The organism is Leifsonia sp. Leaf264 (assembly GCF_001422325.1).
Taxonomy (GTDB): domain Bacteria; phylum Actinomycetota; class Actinomycetes; order Actinomycetales; family Microbacteriaceae; genus Orlajensenia.
In genome coordinates this window covers 585,176-599,042 of record NZ_LMMR01000007.1, presented here as the reverse complement: position 1 = coordinate 599,042, position 13,867 = coordinate 585,176, and the positions used below count along the sequence as shown (strand labels likewise).

Sequence of the window (13,867 nt, the reverse complement as noted above, 5' to 3'; positions counted from 1 at the left end):
ACGACGGTGCCGGACCCGTGAGGAAGCACACCCATGAACGACAGCGTCACAGCGCCCGACAGCGTCACAGCGCCCGGCAGTATCACCCGGTCGGAGCTGACCAGCCAGCCGGAGATCTGGACGAGGGCCCTCGCGCTCAGCGCGGACGAACTCGCTCTGCTGCCGCACGCCGACGAGAAGGTTCTCGTGATCGGATGCGGCACCTCGTACTACATCGGCGACTCCTACGCCTTCCTTCGCAACGACGCCGGCATCGGCCGCACCCGCGCCGCCGTTCCCAGCGAACTGAACTGGGTCGACGATGACGAGCACATCGTCGTCATCTCACGCTCCGGCACCACGGCCGACGTCGTCGAGATCGTCGAGCGCTACCAGCACACGCATCGCATCACGGCGATCCTCGGCGACATCGCCACCCCCCTCGGCTCACTGTGCGCCGATCGCACCGTTCACCTCGGATTCGCCGATGAGAAGTCGATCGTGCAGACGCGCTTCGCCACCACCGTGCTCACGGTGCTCAGGCTCTCGATCGGCGCCGTTCCGAGCGACCTCGTCTCCGGCGCCCGCACAGCTCTCGAGGTCGACCTCCCGGCCGACCCTGCCCGCGTCAAGCACGTGGTGTTCCTCGGACACCGTTGGAGCACCGGCCTCGCCTATGAAGCGGCGTTGAAGCTGCGCGAGTCCGCCGGCGCCTGGACCGAGTCGTATCCGGTATGGGAATACCAGCACGGTCCGATCTCCTGTGCCGGCCCGGACTCGTTGGTGTGGTTCCTCGACGCGGCCCCCGACGTCGTCGCCGACGATGTGCGGTCGACCGGCGCGACGGTGTATTCCAACGATCTCGACCCGCAGGCCAACCTCGTGCTGGCGCATCGTCTCGCGCTGGCCCTCGCGTTGGAGGCCGGCCGCAACCCCGACACTCCCCCGTTCCTCAACCGTTCGGTGCTGGCGACGACCTGATGCCCGTCATCACCATCACCGTCGGCGACCATCCCGCGCTGACGGAGCTGCTGACGAGCGTGGCTGACAGCGTGGCTCGCGCTCTCGAGTTGAGCGACGGCGACGTCATCGCGACTTCGGTCCCGGCGTCCACGTTCGTCGCCAGCGGCGGTGCGATCCTCACCGGATGGCCGGTGGTCAGCATCCATGGCTCGGACCGTGGTGAAGCCGCGAGCCGCGCCGCGCGCGCCGCCGCAGCCGGTGCCGTTGCAGACTGGGCCTCTGCACACTCGATCGAATTCGAAGGAGTCTGGACCGAATGGGTTCCACCCCACCCGCTTCCCTGAGCAGTCCGCACCTCCTCATCGCCGGGGAGTTGTGCGTCGACATCATCATCGCGCTCGACGGCGAGCTGCGTTTCGGCCAGCACGAGCAGCTCGTTCCGAGCACCACGCTCACCATGGGCAGCTCGTCGGCGATCACCGCCTGCGGTGCAGCCGCGCTCGGGCTGCGAACGACGCTCGCGAGCGTGCGAGGAGACGACACCTTCGGGGACTACCTCGATGCCGAGCTGATCCGTCGCGAAGTGTCAACGGCTCTGGTGCGCGTCGACACGACGGTTCCCACCGGAGCGTCGACCCACCTCACGCGTGCCGACGGCGATCGGGCGATCCTGACGTCGATGGGCTCCATCGGTCGCACCTCACCCGCCGACATCCCTGACGGCCTCGAAGACTACGACCACCTGCACGTCGGCAGTTACTTCCTGCAGGAGGCACTCTGGTCGAAGGCACCGGCCGTGTTCGCGCGAGCCCGGGCCGCGGGCCTGACGACATCACTCGACGGGAACTTCGACCCGGCCGAGAACTGGGACAGCGGCGTGCTGGATCTGCTCCAGCATGTCGACGTGTTCTTCGGGAACGAGCAGGAGGCGTGCGGCATCAGCGGCCTGGCCGATCTCGACGCCGCAGTCGAATCGATTCTCGATCGGATGCCCCAGGGCGGCGTGGTCGTCTGCAAGCTCGGCGCCGCCGGCGCCGTCGTCGCGCATCGAGCGAGCGGCACGCGCGAGACGACCCGCTGGAGCGCGACCACCCCGCAGGTCGACGGCGAACTCGTCGACACCGTGGGAGCGGGTGACACCCTCGCGGCCGGGTTCCTCGCGGCACGGATGCGCGGGGCCGATCTGCCGGACGCCCTGGCCCTGGCCGTCGCCTGCGGCACGGCCTCCACCCGCGGAGCCGGCGGCGTCGGAGCCCAACCCGACCTGTACACAGCACAGAACCTGGCCGCGACAGTCGCGGTCCACGAAACGAAAGAGTGATTCATGCGAGTCCTGCTCGTCGGCGCCGGAGGCGTCGGAAATGCCATTGCCAAGATCGCTGCCCGCCGTTCGTTCTATGAGCTGATCGTGGTCAGTGATTACGATCTGGGTCGGGCTGAGAGTGCTGTGGCGTGGATCGCCGGCAGGCATGGTGCTGATGTCGCGGCCCGGTTCACGGCGGCGCGGATCGACGCGTCGGACCCGGAGTCTGTCGCGGCTGTGGCTCGGGAGTTCGCGGTGACGCATGTGATGAACGCGGTGGAGCCGAAGTTCGTGCAGGCGATCTTCGCCGGGGCGTTGGCTGCCGGTGCTGATTACCTCGACATGGCGATGAGCCTGTCGGAGCCGCACCCGACCGACCCGCACACCCTCACCGGGGTGATGCTGGGTGATGATCAGTTCGCGCAGGCCGGCGACTGGGAGGCGTCGGGTCGGCTCGCCCTGGTGGGCATGGGCGTCGAACCGGGCCTGTCGGACGTGTTCGCCCGGTACGCCTCCGATCACCTGTTCCGTGAGATCGACGAGCTCGGCACCCGCGACGGGGCGAACCTGGTGGTGCGTGACGGTGACGGGAACGAGATCTTCGCCCCGTCGTTCTCGATCTGGACCACGATCGAGGAGTGCCTGAACCCGCCGGTGATCTGGGAGAAGGAGGCCGGCTGGTTCACCACGGCCCCGTTCTCCGAGCCGGAGGTGTTCGACTTCCCGGGCGGTATCGGCCCGGTCGAGTGCGTCAACGTGGAGCACGAGGAGGTGCTGCTGATGCCGCGCTGGCTGGACGCGAAGCGGGTCACGTTCAAGTACGGTCTCGGCGCCGAGTTCATCACCGTGCTGAAGACCCTGCACCTGCCGGCTGGTTCACCACGGCCCCGTTCTCCGAGCCGGAGGTGTTCGACTTCCCGGGCGGTATCGGCCCGGTCGAGTGCGTCAACGTGGAGCACGAGGAGGTGCTCCTGATGCCGCGCTGGTTGGACGCGAAGCGGGTCACGTTCAAGTACGGTCTCGGCGCCGAGTTCATCACCGTGCTGAAGACCCTGCACCTGCTCGGGTTGGACTCCACCACCCCGGTGCGGGTGCGGAGCAAGAACGGCCCCGTCGAGGTCGCCGCCCGGGATGTCGTCGCCGCGTCGCTGCCCGATCCGGCCGGGATCGGACCGTTGATGACGGGCAAGACCTGCGCCGGCGTATGGGTCACCGGCACCGGCACCGACGGGAACCCGCGCGAGGTGTACCTCTACCAYGTGGCCGACAACGAGTGCCGTCGCCTCGGCGGTGAAGCTCGTGCACGACAACGTGGTCTGGCNTTTCCTGCTCTGCGCAGTCGTGTCCGTCGCCGTCGCCTCGGCGCGCACGAGCCTCGGGCACCTCGCCGACGCCCTCGGCGAGCGCACGGCCGACGGCTGGATCCTGTTCCGATCCGGCCGGGATCGGACCGTTGATGACGGGCAAGACCTGCGCCGGCGTATGGGTCACCGGCACCGGCACCGACGGGAACCCGCGCGAGGTGTACCTCTACCACGTGGCCGACAACGAGTGGACGATGAACGAGTACGACAGCCAGTGCGTGGTCTGGCAGACCGCCCTGAACCCGGTCATCGCCCTGGAACTGCTGGCCTCCGGCGCCTGGACCGGCACCGGGGTGCTGGGCCCCGAGGCCTTCGACGCCGCCCCCTTCCTCGCCCTCATGGCCGCCCCCGAGACCGACGGCGGCTACGGCCAACCCTGGGGACTCGACGACCGCACCGCGCGGTAACGATCGAACGCGCGGGTCGCACGCACGGACATGGGCAAGGGGCCTCAGCCCCTTGCCCATGTCCGTGGGCGGGCCTAGCGTCGAGCCATGGACGTCACAGACTGGCTGCTCGACTCCGACCCCGCGATCCGGTGGCAGGTCCTGCGTGACCTCACCGATGAACCGGCATCCGTCGCCGAGGCCGAACGAGCGAAGGTGACGACGGAGGGCTGGGGTGCCGCGCTCCTCGCCCTCCAGGACGAGAAGGGCTACTGGGGCGGCGACGAGTACGGCGAGGACCGCAAGAGCGTGCACTGGACGCTGCAATCGCTGCGTCGTTTCGGCATCGATCCGGATGCGGCATCCGTCGCCTCGGCGGTGAAGCTCGTGCACGACAACGTGGTCTGGCACTACTGGGACGACCTGCCCTACTTCTCGGGTGAGGTCGAGCCGTGCATCAACGGCGGCGTCCTGGCGTCGGCAGCCTACTTCGGCGCGCTCGGCGAGGGCAGCGACCGCATCATCGCGCGACTGCTCGCCGAGCAACTCGAGGACGGCGGCTGGAACTGCGAGACGGAGTCGTCGAAGGCCTCCTTCGACACCACGCTCTGCGTGCTGGAGGGACTCGCCGAGTACGAGCGCGCGGCGAGCCAGGTGAACACCTCCGAGGAGACCGACGCCGACCGCGTGGTGCTGACGGCCGTGACGACGGCACGCCACCGCGGCGAGGAGTACCTGCTCGAGCACAACCTGTTCCGCCGGCTCTCCACCGGCGAGGTCGTGCTTCCGCGGTACGGCAACCTGTCGTTCCCGCCGTACTGGTTCTACGACATCCTGCGGTCGCTCGACTACTTCCGCAGCACGGGGCAGGTCGCCGATCCGCGCGTCGAGGACGCCATCGACAAGCTCATCGCCCAGCGCCAGGACGACGGTCGCTGGCTGGCCGGGCAGCCGTGGCCGGGCGAGGTGTACTTCGCCCTCGACGCTCCCGAAGACCAGCCGAGCCGCTGGAACACGCTGCGAGCACTCCGGGTGCTGCGCTGGTGGGACGGCGAGCTCGGGTAGCGCCGGCGGGCTGTGCCGCTAGACCTCGGTGTGCCCGAGCTCGGGCCCGGCGAGGAACACGGCCCTCGCCTCAGCGAGCACCTCGAGTTCGAGTACGACGATCTCGTTGACGCCGGCGTGCACCGCAGGCCCCGGCACGAACAGCGTGCGCTGAGGCCCACGGCGCCAGTAGCGCCCGAGCAGGAAGCCGTTCACCCAGACGAAGCCCTTTCCCCAGCCGGCGGTGTCGAGGAACAGGCCGTCGACGTCGGCATCGAGGGTGAACTCGCCGCGCGCGATCACGGGTCCGGCGGTTCCGGATGCCGCGAGGCTCGCCGCAGCGCCGGACGCAGCAGCGACCGCAGCCACCTCGGGCACGGCATCCAGGTCGATCGGCGTCACCGCCCAGTCGAGCACCGGAGCGCCGTCGAGCCGCGCCCCGCCGATGAGCCCCTTGGCCTCGCCGATGCGCTGGCCGTAGTTCACCCGGCCCTGGTCCTCGACGAGGATGCTCAGCTCGCCCTCGGTGCGCGGCAGCCTGATGGCGTTCTCGTGCGAGTCGCGGGCGAGCACGCCGACCGGGGATCCGTCGAGGAACACCCAGGCGCGGTCGCGCACCTCCTCGAAGCCGAGGATCCCGCTGCCGGCAGCGTCACCCGTCAGCGTCGTGGTGAACAACGCCAGCCCCCGGTCGTGCTCGAGGTCGTCGAAGGTCGGCAGATCACCGTGCGCACTCGTCGTTCCGAGCGGTGAGCCCGCTGCCGCGACGGCATCGAACAGGGCCACGACGGGCCGCAGCGGCGCCTCGAACGCCGGCGCCTCGGCTGCGGCATCCGGAACCTCCGCGGGAACCGGAGCGTACTTCGCGATGACGTCGCGGAAGGCGAAGTACTTGTCGGTCGGATGCCCGGCCTCGTCGAGCGGGGCGTCGTAGTCGTAGCTGGTGACGATCGGCTGGTACATGCCCTTGTCGTTGGCGCCGCTGGTGAGGCCGAAGTTCGTGCCGCCGTGGAACATGTAGAAGTTGACCGAGCCGCCGACCGAGAGGATGGCGTCGAGGTCCGCTGCGGTCTGCTCAACGGTGTTGGTGTGGTGGTGCGTGCCCCAGCTGTCGAACCAGCCGTTCCAGAACTCGGCGCACATGAGCGGGCCTGTCGGCTGGTGTTCGCGCAGGGTGGCGAAGCGTTCGGCGGTGCGCGACCCGAAGGAGGCCGTGAGGTGCAGGCCCGGCAGGCTCCCGTCCGAGAGCATCTCGGGGGTGGGCTGGTCGATGGTGGTGAGCGGTACCGTGATGCCGGCGTCGCGGGTGACCTGCACGAGGTGCGCGAGGTAGTCCTTGTCGGAGCCGTAGGCGCCGTACTCGTTCTCGATCTGCACGAGCACGACGGGTCCGCCGCGATCGATCTGCAGCGGGGCGACGATCGCGTAGACCTGCTGCAGGTACTCGGTCACAGCCTCGAGGTAGCGCGGCTCCGAACTGCGCGGACGCACTTCGGGGTCGCGTAGCAGCCAGGCCGGCAGGCCGCCGTTGTCCCACTCGGCGCAGATGTAGGGCCCGGGACGCACGATAGCGTGCATGCCCTCGGCGGCCACGAGTTCGAGGAACCGGGCCAGATCGAGTCCACCATCGGTCGCGAATTCCCCGCGTCGGGGCGAGTGCGCGTTCCAGGCCACGTAGGTCTCGATGGTGTTGAGACCCATGAGTCGCGCCTTGTGCAGGCGATCGGCCCACTGCTCCGGGTGCACCCGGAAGTAGTGCATGGCACCGGAGATGACCTGGTGCGCGCGACCGTCGAGGAGGAAGTCGGTCTCGCCGATGGTGAATTCAGACATGGAGGTCCTCAGTCGATGGGGGTGGAGATGGGGAACGGATGCGGATCCGGCGACTCGCGCCGGGTCCGCATCCGTTCTCACGTACTACTTGTTGACGGTGAAGCCCTGGCCGTTGCCGTAGTCGACCAACTGCTTCTGCCACTCGGCGAGGCCGTCGTTCAGGTCGCCCTTGTTGGCGTAGGACTGCCCGACGGTGTCACCGAAGATGCTGTTCGCGTAGACCTGGAACGGCAGGTACTGCCAGCCGGTCGGAACGTTCTTCGCGGCATCGGTGAGCACCTCGTTGATCTTCTGGCCGCCGAAGTACTCGGGGGCCTGGGCGAGGAACTCGTCGGAGCTGAGGTCGGCGGTCGTGGCGGGGAATCCGCCCTTCTCGAGGAAGACCTTGATCGACTCCGGGTCGTTGTTCAGCCACTTGAGGAACGCGGCGGCGAGCGCCGGGTTCTTGGACTGCTTGATGACGGCCTGTCCGCCGCCGCCGTTCTCGGCCGAGACGGGCGTGCCGTCGTAGGTCGGGATCGGAGCGACACGCCAGTCACCGGAGGCGTCCGGAACGCTGCCCTCGAGCACGCCGGGCATCCAGGCACCGGTGATCAGGGTGGCGATGGTGCCGTCGCCGAGGCCCTTGTACCACTCGTCGCTCCACCCGGGGATGTCGGAGAGCAGTCCGCCGTCGATGAGGCGGTTCCAGTTGTCGGCCCACTTCTTGCTGCCGGCGTCGGCGAGGTCGATGGTCACGTTCGTGCCGTCGGCCTGGAACGGCTTGCCGCCGGCCTGCCAGATCATGCTGGTCGCGAAGCCGGAGTCACCGGTGTCGGAGGTGATGTACTTCGTCGGGTCGGCGGCGTGCAGCTTCTCGGCCGCAGCGACGTACTCGTCCCACGTGGTCGGCACCTCGATGCCGTACTGGTCGAAGACGGTCTTGTTGTAGAACATCGACATGGGGCCGGAGTCCTGCGGCAGGCCGAAGACCTTGTCGCCCGAGGTCACGGAGCCCCAGGTCGATGCCGAGTAGTCGTCCTTCAGGTCGCCGAAGCCGTACTGCGAGAGGTCGACGAGCGAGTCGGACAGCGAGAACTGCGGGATGGCGTAGTACTCGATCTGCGCGACGTCGGGCGCACCCGAGCCGGCCTTGATCGCGTTCTGGAGCTTGGTGTACTCGTCGGTGTTGGTTCCGGCGTTGACCAGCTTCACGTCGACCTTGGGGTAGGCCTTCTCGAAGGCTGCGACCTGGGCCTCGGCGGAGGGGGTCCAGCTCCAGTACGTGATGGTGCCGCCCTTCTCGAGGGCTGCGTCGAGGTCGGAGGCCGAGCCGGAGCCTCCGGACGAACCGGAGTCGGCCGAGCAGCCGACGAGGGCGGCGCTGATGGCCGCGACGGCGACGATCGCTGCCGCGCTCCGACGGATGCCGGAGCTGCTGCGCTTGATGGTCATGGTGTTCCTTTCACTTCCTTGTAAACGGTTCCGGCGCAGGACGCCCCGGGGTGAGAGTGGTGCTGTATCTCGCAAGCGGATGCCTCTCGAACACTCACTTGACGCTTCCGGCGCTCAACCCCGACTGCCAGAAACGCTGCAGGACGAGGAAGGCGGCGACGATGGGCAGGATCGTGAGCAGGGAGCCCGTGATCACGAGGTTGTAGATCGGCTGCGCAGCGACTCCGGTCGCCTGCGCGTTCCACTGGTTGAGGCCGACGGTGAGGGGGAACCAGGCCGGGTCGCTCAGCATGATCAGCGGCAGGAAGTAGTTGTTCCAGGTCGCGACCACGGCGAACAGCAGCACGGTGACGATTCCCGGCGCGAGCAGCCGGATGGAGATGGTGAAGAAGGTGCGGAACTCGCCGGCACCGTCGATGCGCGCGGCCTCGAGCAGTTCCGTGGGAATGGACTCGGCTGCGTAGACCCAGATCAGGTACAGGCCGAACGGGCTGATGAGCGACGGGATGATGATCGCCCACGGGGTGTTGGTGAGCCCCAGCTGGCTGAACATGAGGAACGTCGGCACGGCGAGGGCCGTTCCGGGGATCGCGATCGCACCGAGCACGACGGCGAACACCGCACGGCGACCCGGGAACCGGTACTTCGCCAGGCCGTACCCGGCGATGGTCGCGAGCAGCGTCGCGCCGCCGGCACCGACCACGACGTAGAGCAGCGTGTTGCCGAGCCAGCGCACGAAGATGCCGTTGTTGTAGCTGAGCGTCTGGGCGATGTTGTCGAACAGCGCGAAGTCGCTGCCGAACCAGAGTCCGAAGGTGGAGAACAGCTCGGGCTGGGTCTTCGTGGCGTTGATGACGAGCCACACGAGCGGCACGAGCGTGTAGACCACGAACAGGAGCATCAGCAGCGTGAGCGCGATGGACTTGCGCGACCGCGGCCGCGAGTTGTCGCGACTGCGCACGTAGGCGGGGGCGCTCATCGGTCTTCCTTCCGCGAGCCGCGGAGTTGCACGACGTAGGCGATCACCGCGGTGATCACGCCCATGACTATCGCCACCGTGGCCGAGTAGTTGAACTGCTGGCCGGCGAAGGAGAGGTTGTAGGCGTACATGTTCGGGGTGAAGTAGCTCGTGATGATGTTCGGCGCCAATGGCTTGAGGATGTTCGGCTCGTTGAAGAGCTGGAAGCTTCCGATGATGGAGAAGATGGCGGCGATCACGATCGCGCCGCGGAGCGCGGGGATCTTGATGCCGGTGATCACGCGGAACGGGCCCGCCCCGTCGAGCTCGGCCGCCTCGTAGAGCTCGGTGGGGATCGTGCGCAGGGCGGCGTAGAAGATGAGCATGTTGTAGCCCACGAACTCCCACGTGACGATGTTGCCGATGGCCGGGAGGATCCATTCCCGGGTGAACGGCGTGATGACGTCGGAGCCGAGGAACTCGTTGATGTTGGCGGCCAGGCCGAAGTTGCCGCCGTAGATGAAGCCCCACATGAGCACGGCCACGACAGCGGGAACGGCGTAGGGCAGGAAGATCACGATGCGGAAGAAGCCCGTGGCGTGCAGACGCGCGCTGTCGATGGCCATGGCAGCGGCCAGGGCGAGCACGAGCATGATCGGCACCTGGATGACGAGGAAGAGCAGCACGCGCAGGAACGATTCCCAGAACTTCTCGTCGGAGAGCACCAGGAGGTAGTTCTCGAGGCCGACGAAGGCGTTGCCGCCCACCAGCTGCTCGCGGAACAGGCTGAGGTACACCGCGTAGATCACCGGGGCGATGAACACCAGAAGGAATACGGCCATGAACGGACCCACGAAGGCCCAGCCGCGCCAGTCGCGTCGCGGCTTCCGGCTCGGTCGCGGGATCGGAAGTCCCTGCTGTCGTGACAACGTCGTCATTTCACTCTTTCGTGGAGAACCCATGTTTACGTCAACATGCGGTGATGGAACAGTAGCATGTTGACGTAACCATCCTCAAGGATGCGAGAGGCGGACCGATGACGACCACCGACACGAGCACCGGAGAGGCCGGACCGGCGAACGGCGCCCCCGGCGACCCCGCCGCCGACTCCGCTCGCCGCCGCGGGCCGTCGATGGCCGATGTCGCCCGCGAGGCCGGCGTCTCGGGCCAGACCGTCTCGAGAGTCTCCACCGGGCGTCCCAATGTCGACGAGGCCACCCGCGATCGTGTGCTGGCGGCCATGCGCAAGCTCGGCTACCGCCCGAACAGTGCTGCGCGCGCTCTCCGTTCCGGCCGCTTCCGCACTCTCGGCGTCATCATGTTCACCCTGTCGTCCTACGGCAACCTGCGCACCCTCGACGCCATCGCCGTCACGGCTGCGGCATCCGGCTACTCCATCACCCTGCTCCCGGTGCAGCACCTGACCCAGGGCGAGGTGTCGGTGGCCTTCGGCAGGCTCAGCGAGCAGGCCGTCGACGGGATCATCATCATCATCGAGGCGCACATGCTCGACGACGCCGACATCACCCTTCCCCCCGGCCTGCCCGTGGTGGTCGTCGACTCGAGCGCCCGGTACCAGTACCCCGTCGTCGACACCGATCAGGCCCAGGGCGCGCGCCTCGCGACAGAGCACCTGCTCGAACTCGGCCACGCCACCGTGTGGCACGTCGCCGGTCCGCCGACCTCGTTCTCAGCCGGCCGCCGTCGCGAGTCGTGGGAGCAGACTCTCGCCGCCCACGGACGCGAGGTGCCACCGGTGATCGTCGGCGACTGGTCGACGGATGCCGGCTACAGGGCCGGCCTCGAGCTCGCCACCGACCCCGCCGTCACCGCCGTCTTCGCCGCCAACGACCAGATGGCCCTCGGAGTGCTGCGCGCCCTGCACGAGCTCGGCGTCGAGGTGCCCGGTGACGTGAGCGTCGTGGGCTTCGACGACATGGCTGAGGCGAGCAGCTTCTGGCCGCCGCTCACCACGGTGCACCAGCACTTCGATGAGGTGGGTCGTCAGAGCGTGAGCCAGCTCCTCGACGAGATCGACGGCGAGCTGCCGGCCGCCGTGAACGTGCGCGTGCCGACGGAGCTCGTCGTGCGGGCGAGCACGGGTCCAGCCCGCATTCGGGAGCTCCGCGCCTGACGGCGCTCAGTCGACGATCATCCCGGCCGTGAGGTTCGCCACCACCCCGGTCATCGAGCGCGCGCGATCCGAGGCGGCGAACGCCAGGTACTCCGCGACCTCGTCCAGCAACGGCAACCTGTCGAGCAGGGTGTTGCCGGCCAGCCCGGCCAGCCAGTCCGCACGGGGCGTGGCCGTGAGCGCGGCGATGCGGCCGAACATCTCCCCGGTGTACGAGGTGTCGACGGCATCCGGCAGCGCGTTCGGCCGCACGCACACCACGCGCACGCCGGCCGGACCGAGCTCGCCGGCCAGCGCCCGTGAGAACCCCTCGAGCCCGGCACTCTGGGCGGCGTTGCCGATGAGCCCCCGTCCGGTCAACCGTGCGCCGGGCGTCGAGATCGTGAGGATCACGCCGCTCCCCCGCGCCGTCATGTGACGCGCAGCCGCCTTCGCGGTGACGAAGTTGGTCTGCAGGTAGCCCGTGACCGGATGCAGGTAGTCCGCGAGCGACGTCTCGGCGATGGAGAGCCCCTGCACGTGGTCGAAGCCGACGGTGTTCAACGCCACGTCGATGCCGCCGTGCGCCCGGGCGACGGCATCGACGTGACTGTCGACGGCATCTTGGTCCATGGCATCCACCACGGCGATCTCGGCCGCTCCCCCGTCGGCTCCGATCGCGGATGCCGCAGCCTCCAGCCGCGGCAGGCTGCGCCCGGCGAGGAATACCCGAGCGCCCTCCCGGGCGAACACCCGCGCCGCGGCGGCGCCGATCGATCCCCCACCGCCGTGGATCACGGCGACCTTGTCCTGCAGCAACATGTCCGGCTCCAATCATTCACCCTTTTGGTTGAATGTACGCCGATGGAAGAGAGAGGTCAACAGGCGCGCGCGAACGTTCGGTGACCGGGGCTGCCCGGCTCAGCTTCCGGCCACCCCCGCGGCAGCACCGGCGATCAGCAGCGACTGGGTGATGAAGAACCAGTCGTTGATGATGTGCGCGCCGGTCGAGACCCAGAGGTTCTTCGTGCGGATGAAGGCGAGGGTCAGGGCGATGCGCGCAGACCCGATCACGACGAGCGCCTGCACGACGTTCCAGTCGTACGTGGGCAGGTGAGCGGCACCGAACCAGAGCGAGGAGATGACCCACGCCAGGATGAGCGCGGTCTTGCGCGAGAGACCGGCCTTGGCGAAGAGGAAGTACATCAGGGCGAGGAGGGGCAGCATCACGAAGAGCTCCTCTCCGAGGAGCTGGATGCCGCTGCCCACGTAGAGCGCGATGGTGTTCGCCACTCCCCCGGAGCCCGCGTCGGAGATCGTCGTATTGGCGCTCACCGGGAAGAACGCGGCGACGACGGCACCGACGGCGAAGGTGATCACGATGTTGAGCACGGCGAAGAAGAACATGTTGCCCACGTCGACCCAGCGCACACGGCGGAAGATCGCCGACCAGTACCGGCCGGCCACGAGGGCGAGCACGGCCAGCGGGGTCGCGACGAACAGGGCCCGCGGCAGCAGGGCGACGAAGTTGTTCGGCTGCGGAATGGAGATCAGGGCCACGAAGCCGACGACGACGGCCGCCCACACGATGATCCACCTGCCGACGGAGAGCTCGATCGGCTCCCCGTTGTAGAACGGGAAGTCGACGCCGTCTCGGCGCTCGATGGCACGCCCGAAGCGGTCTTTCGGCGTGAGCGGGCGGATCTGGGCGGAGGCCGTCGGGGTCTCGGTCGTCATGGGAGGGTCCTCTCGGAGGGTGGGGTGGGAGGGCGATCCCTTCGAGCGTATCGGCCGGCGGGCGGGGCTGGACAGCGCTGCGCGAGTGTTCGAGGATGGATGCCGTGCGCCGGCGCACGAGGTTCCGGTGACGACGGAAGGACGCATCCGTGGGCAGCATCGTCGCGAACATGTTCATCACCCTCGACGGGGTCTACCAGGGCCCGGGCGGCCGCGAGGAGGATCCCTCGAACGGATTCAGTCTCGGCGGCTGGCAGGCTGCGGTGTCAGACGAGGAGGCCGGCGCCCTCATCACCTCGGAGATCGACCGCATGGACGCCCTGCTGCTGGGCCGTGCGACCTATGACATCTTCGCCGCCTACTGGCCGAACCAGTCCGACGACATCGGCGGCGTGCTCAACCGCATCCCCAAGTTCGTCGTCTCCAGCACTCTCACCGATCCGACATGGGAGGGAACGACGGTGATCCCGGATGCCGCAGCCGCCGGCCGCCTCCGCGAGCAGTACGACCAGGTGCACATGTTCGGCAGCGGAGTCCTCATCCGTTCCCTGCTCGCCGAGGACGTGCTCGACCAGCTGCACCTGTACCTGTATCCGGTGACTCTGGGGCAGGGCAAGCGCCTGTTCGACGGCACCTCCCTCCCGACCACGTTCCGACTCGCCGAACCGGCGCGCAGCTTCCCGCTCGGTGCGGTGTCGCTGGTCTACGAGCGTGCGGCCGACGAGGTCGAGCTTCGCGAGATGTAGAGCGCGG

The 13,867-nt window shown here is 68.3% G+C and carries 12 protein-coding genes and 3 pseudogenes; 9 read left to right on the top strand and 6 right to left on the bottom strand.

The window, feature by feature from the left end:
• Window positions 1-33: 33 nt before the first annotated feature.
• From ASF30_RS18565 to ASF30_RS18535, 7 genes and pseudogenes are all read left to right on the top strand, one after another.
• Window positions 34-960, top strand: a complete 927-nt coding sequence (locus ASF30_RS18565) for an SIS domain-containing protein (protein WP_055910139.1) — start codon at window positions 34-36, stop codon at window positions 958-960.
• A complete protein-coding gene (locus ASF30_RS18560) occupies window positions 960-1,286 on the top strand; it encodes a hypothetical protein (RefSeq protein WP_055910138.1) in 327 nt (108 codons plus the stop codon). Before ASF30_RS18565 ends, ASF30_RS18560 begins: the two co-directional genes overlap by 1 nt.
• Window positions 1,259-2,263: a carbohydrate kinase family protein gene (locus tag ASF30_RS18555; protein WP_055910136.1), complete on the top strand. Its 1,005-nt coding sequence runs from the start codon at window positions 1,259-1,261 to the stop codon at window positions 2,261-2,263. The genes ASF30_RS18560 and ASF30_RS18555 overlap by 28 nt, the downstream gene beginning before the upstream one ends.
• A 3-nt stretch (window positions 2,264-2,266) precedes the next feature.
• Window positions 2,267-3,109, top strand: a pseudogene (locus ASF30_RS18550) (saccharopine dehydrogenase family protein); the annotation flags it as partial.
• Window positions 3,110-3,114: 5 nt separating this feature from the next.
• Window positions 3,115-3,566: pseudogene (locus ASF30_RS22375) on the top strand (saccharopine dehydrogenase family protein); the annotation flags it as partial.
• Between the two features lie 201 nt (window positions 3,567-3,767).
• A pseudogene (locus ASF30_RS18540) lies at window positions 3,768-4,016 on the top strand (ATP-binding protein); the annotation flags it as partial.
• An 87-nt stretch (window positions 4,017-4,103) separates the two neighbouring features.
• Window positions 4,104-5,060, top strand: a complete 957-nt coding sequence (locus tag ASF30_RS18535; RefSeq protein WP_055910129.1) for a hypothetical protein — start codon at window positions 4,104-4,106, stop codon at window positions 5,058-5,060.
• Between the two features lie 18 nt (window positions 5,061-5,078).
• On the opposite strand, the gene ASF30_RS18530 is transcribed toward ASF30_RS18535, so the two are convergent.
• The 4 genes from ASF30_RS18530 to ASF30_RS18515 form a co-directional block, all read right to left on the bottom strand.
• Window positions 5,079-6,872, bottom strand: coding sequence for a glycoside hydrolase family 35 protein (locus ASF30_RS18530; protein WP_055910128.1), 1,794 nt, complete (start codon window positions 6,870-6,872; stop codon window positions 5,079-5,081).
• Window positions 6,873-6,956: 84 nt separating this feature from the next.
• Window positions 6,957-8,306, bottom strand: coding sequence for an ABC transporter substrate-binding protein (locus ASF30_RS18525; protein ID WP_055910126.1), 1,350 nt, complete (start codon window positions 8,304-8,306; stop codon window positions 6,957-6,959).
• A gap of 94 nt (window positions 8,307-8,400) precedes the next feature.
• Window positions 8,401-9,285 carry a carbohydrate ABC transporter permease gene (locus tag ASF30_RS18520; RefSeq protein ID WP_055910125.1) on the bottom strand — a complete coding sequence of 295 codons (885 nt, stop codon included), beginning with the start codon at window positions 9,283-9,285 and terminating at the stop codon, window positions 8,401-8,403.
• Entirely contained in the window at window positions 9,282-10,202 is a 921-nt protein-coding gene (locus ASF30_RS18515) for a carbohydrate ABC transporter permease (RefSeq protein ID WP_055910124.1), read from the bottom strand. The genes ASF30_RS18520 and ASF30_RS18515 overlap by 4 nt, the downstream gene beginning before the upstream one ends.
• 194 nt (window positions 10,203-10,396) lie before the next feature.
• Here ASF30_RS18515 and ASF30_RS18510 point away from each other — a divergent pair, with 194 nt between their 5' ends.
• Window positions 10,397-11,398 carry a LacI family DNA-binding transcriptional regulator gene (locus ASF30_RS18510; protein ID WP_082468109.1) on the top strand — a complete coding sequence of 334 codons (1,002 nt, stop codon included), beginning with the start codon at window positions 10,397-10,399 and terminating at the stop codon, window positions 11,396-11,398.
• 6 nt (window positions 11,399-11,404) lie between these two features.
• Here ASF30_RS18510 and ASF30_RS18505 read toward each other — a convergent pair whose 3' ends face one another.
• Together ASF30_RS18505 and ASF30_RS18500 are read right to left on the bottom strand one after the other, a co-directional pair.
• Entirely contained in the window at window positions 11,405-12,199 is a 795-nt protein-coding gene (locus ASF30_RS18505) for an SDR family NAD(P)-dependent oxidoreductase (RefSeq protein ID WP_055910118.1), read from the bottom strand.
• A gap of 99 nt (window positions 12,200-12,298) precedes the next feature.
• Window positions 12,299-13,114, bottom strand: coding sequence for a CPBP family intramembrane glutamic endopeptidase (locus ASF30_RS18500; RefSeq protein WP_055910116.1), 816 nt, complete (start codon window positions 13,112-13,114; stop codon window positions 12,299-12,301).
• A gap of 149 nt (window positions 13,115-13,263) precedes the next feature.
• Between ASF30_RS18500 and ASF30_RS18495 the strand changes: the two genes are divergently transcribed.
• A complete protein-coding gene (locus tag ASF30_RS18495) occupies window positions 13,264-13,860 on the top strand; it encodes a dihydrofolate reductase family protein (RefSeq protein WP_055910114.1) in 597 nt (198 codons plus the stop codon).
• Window positions 13,861-13,867: the final 7 nt, after the last annotated feature.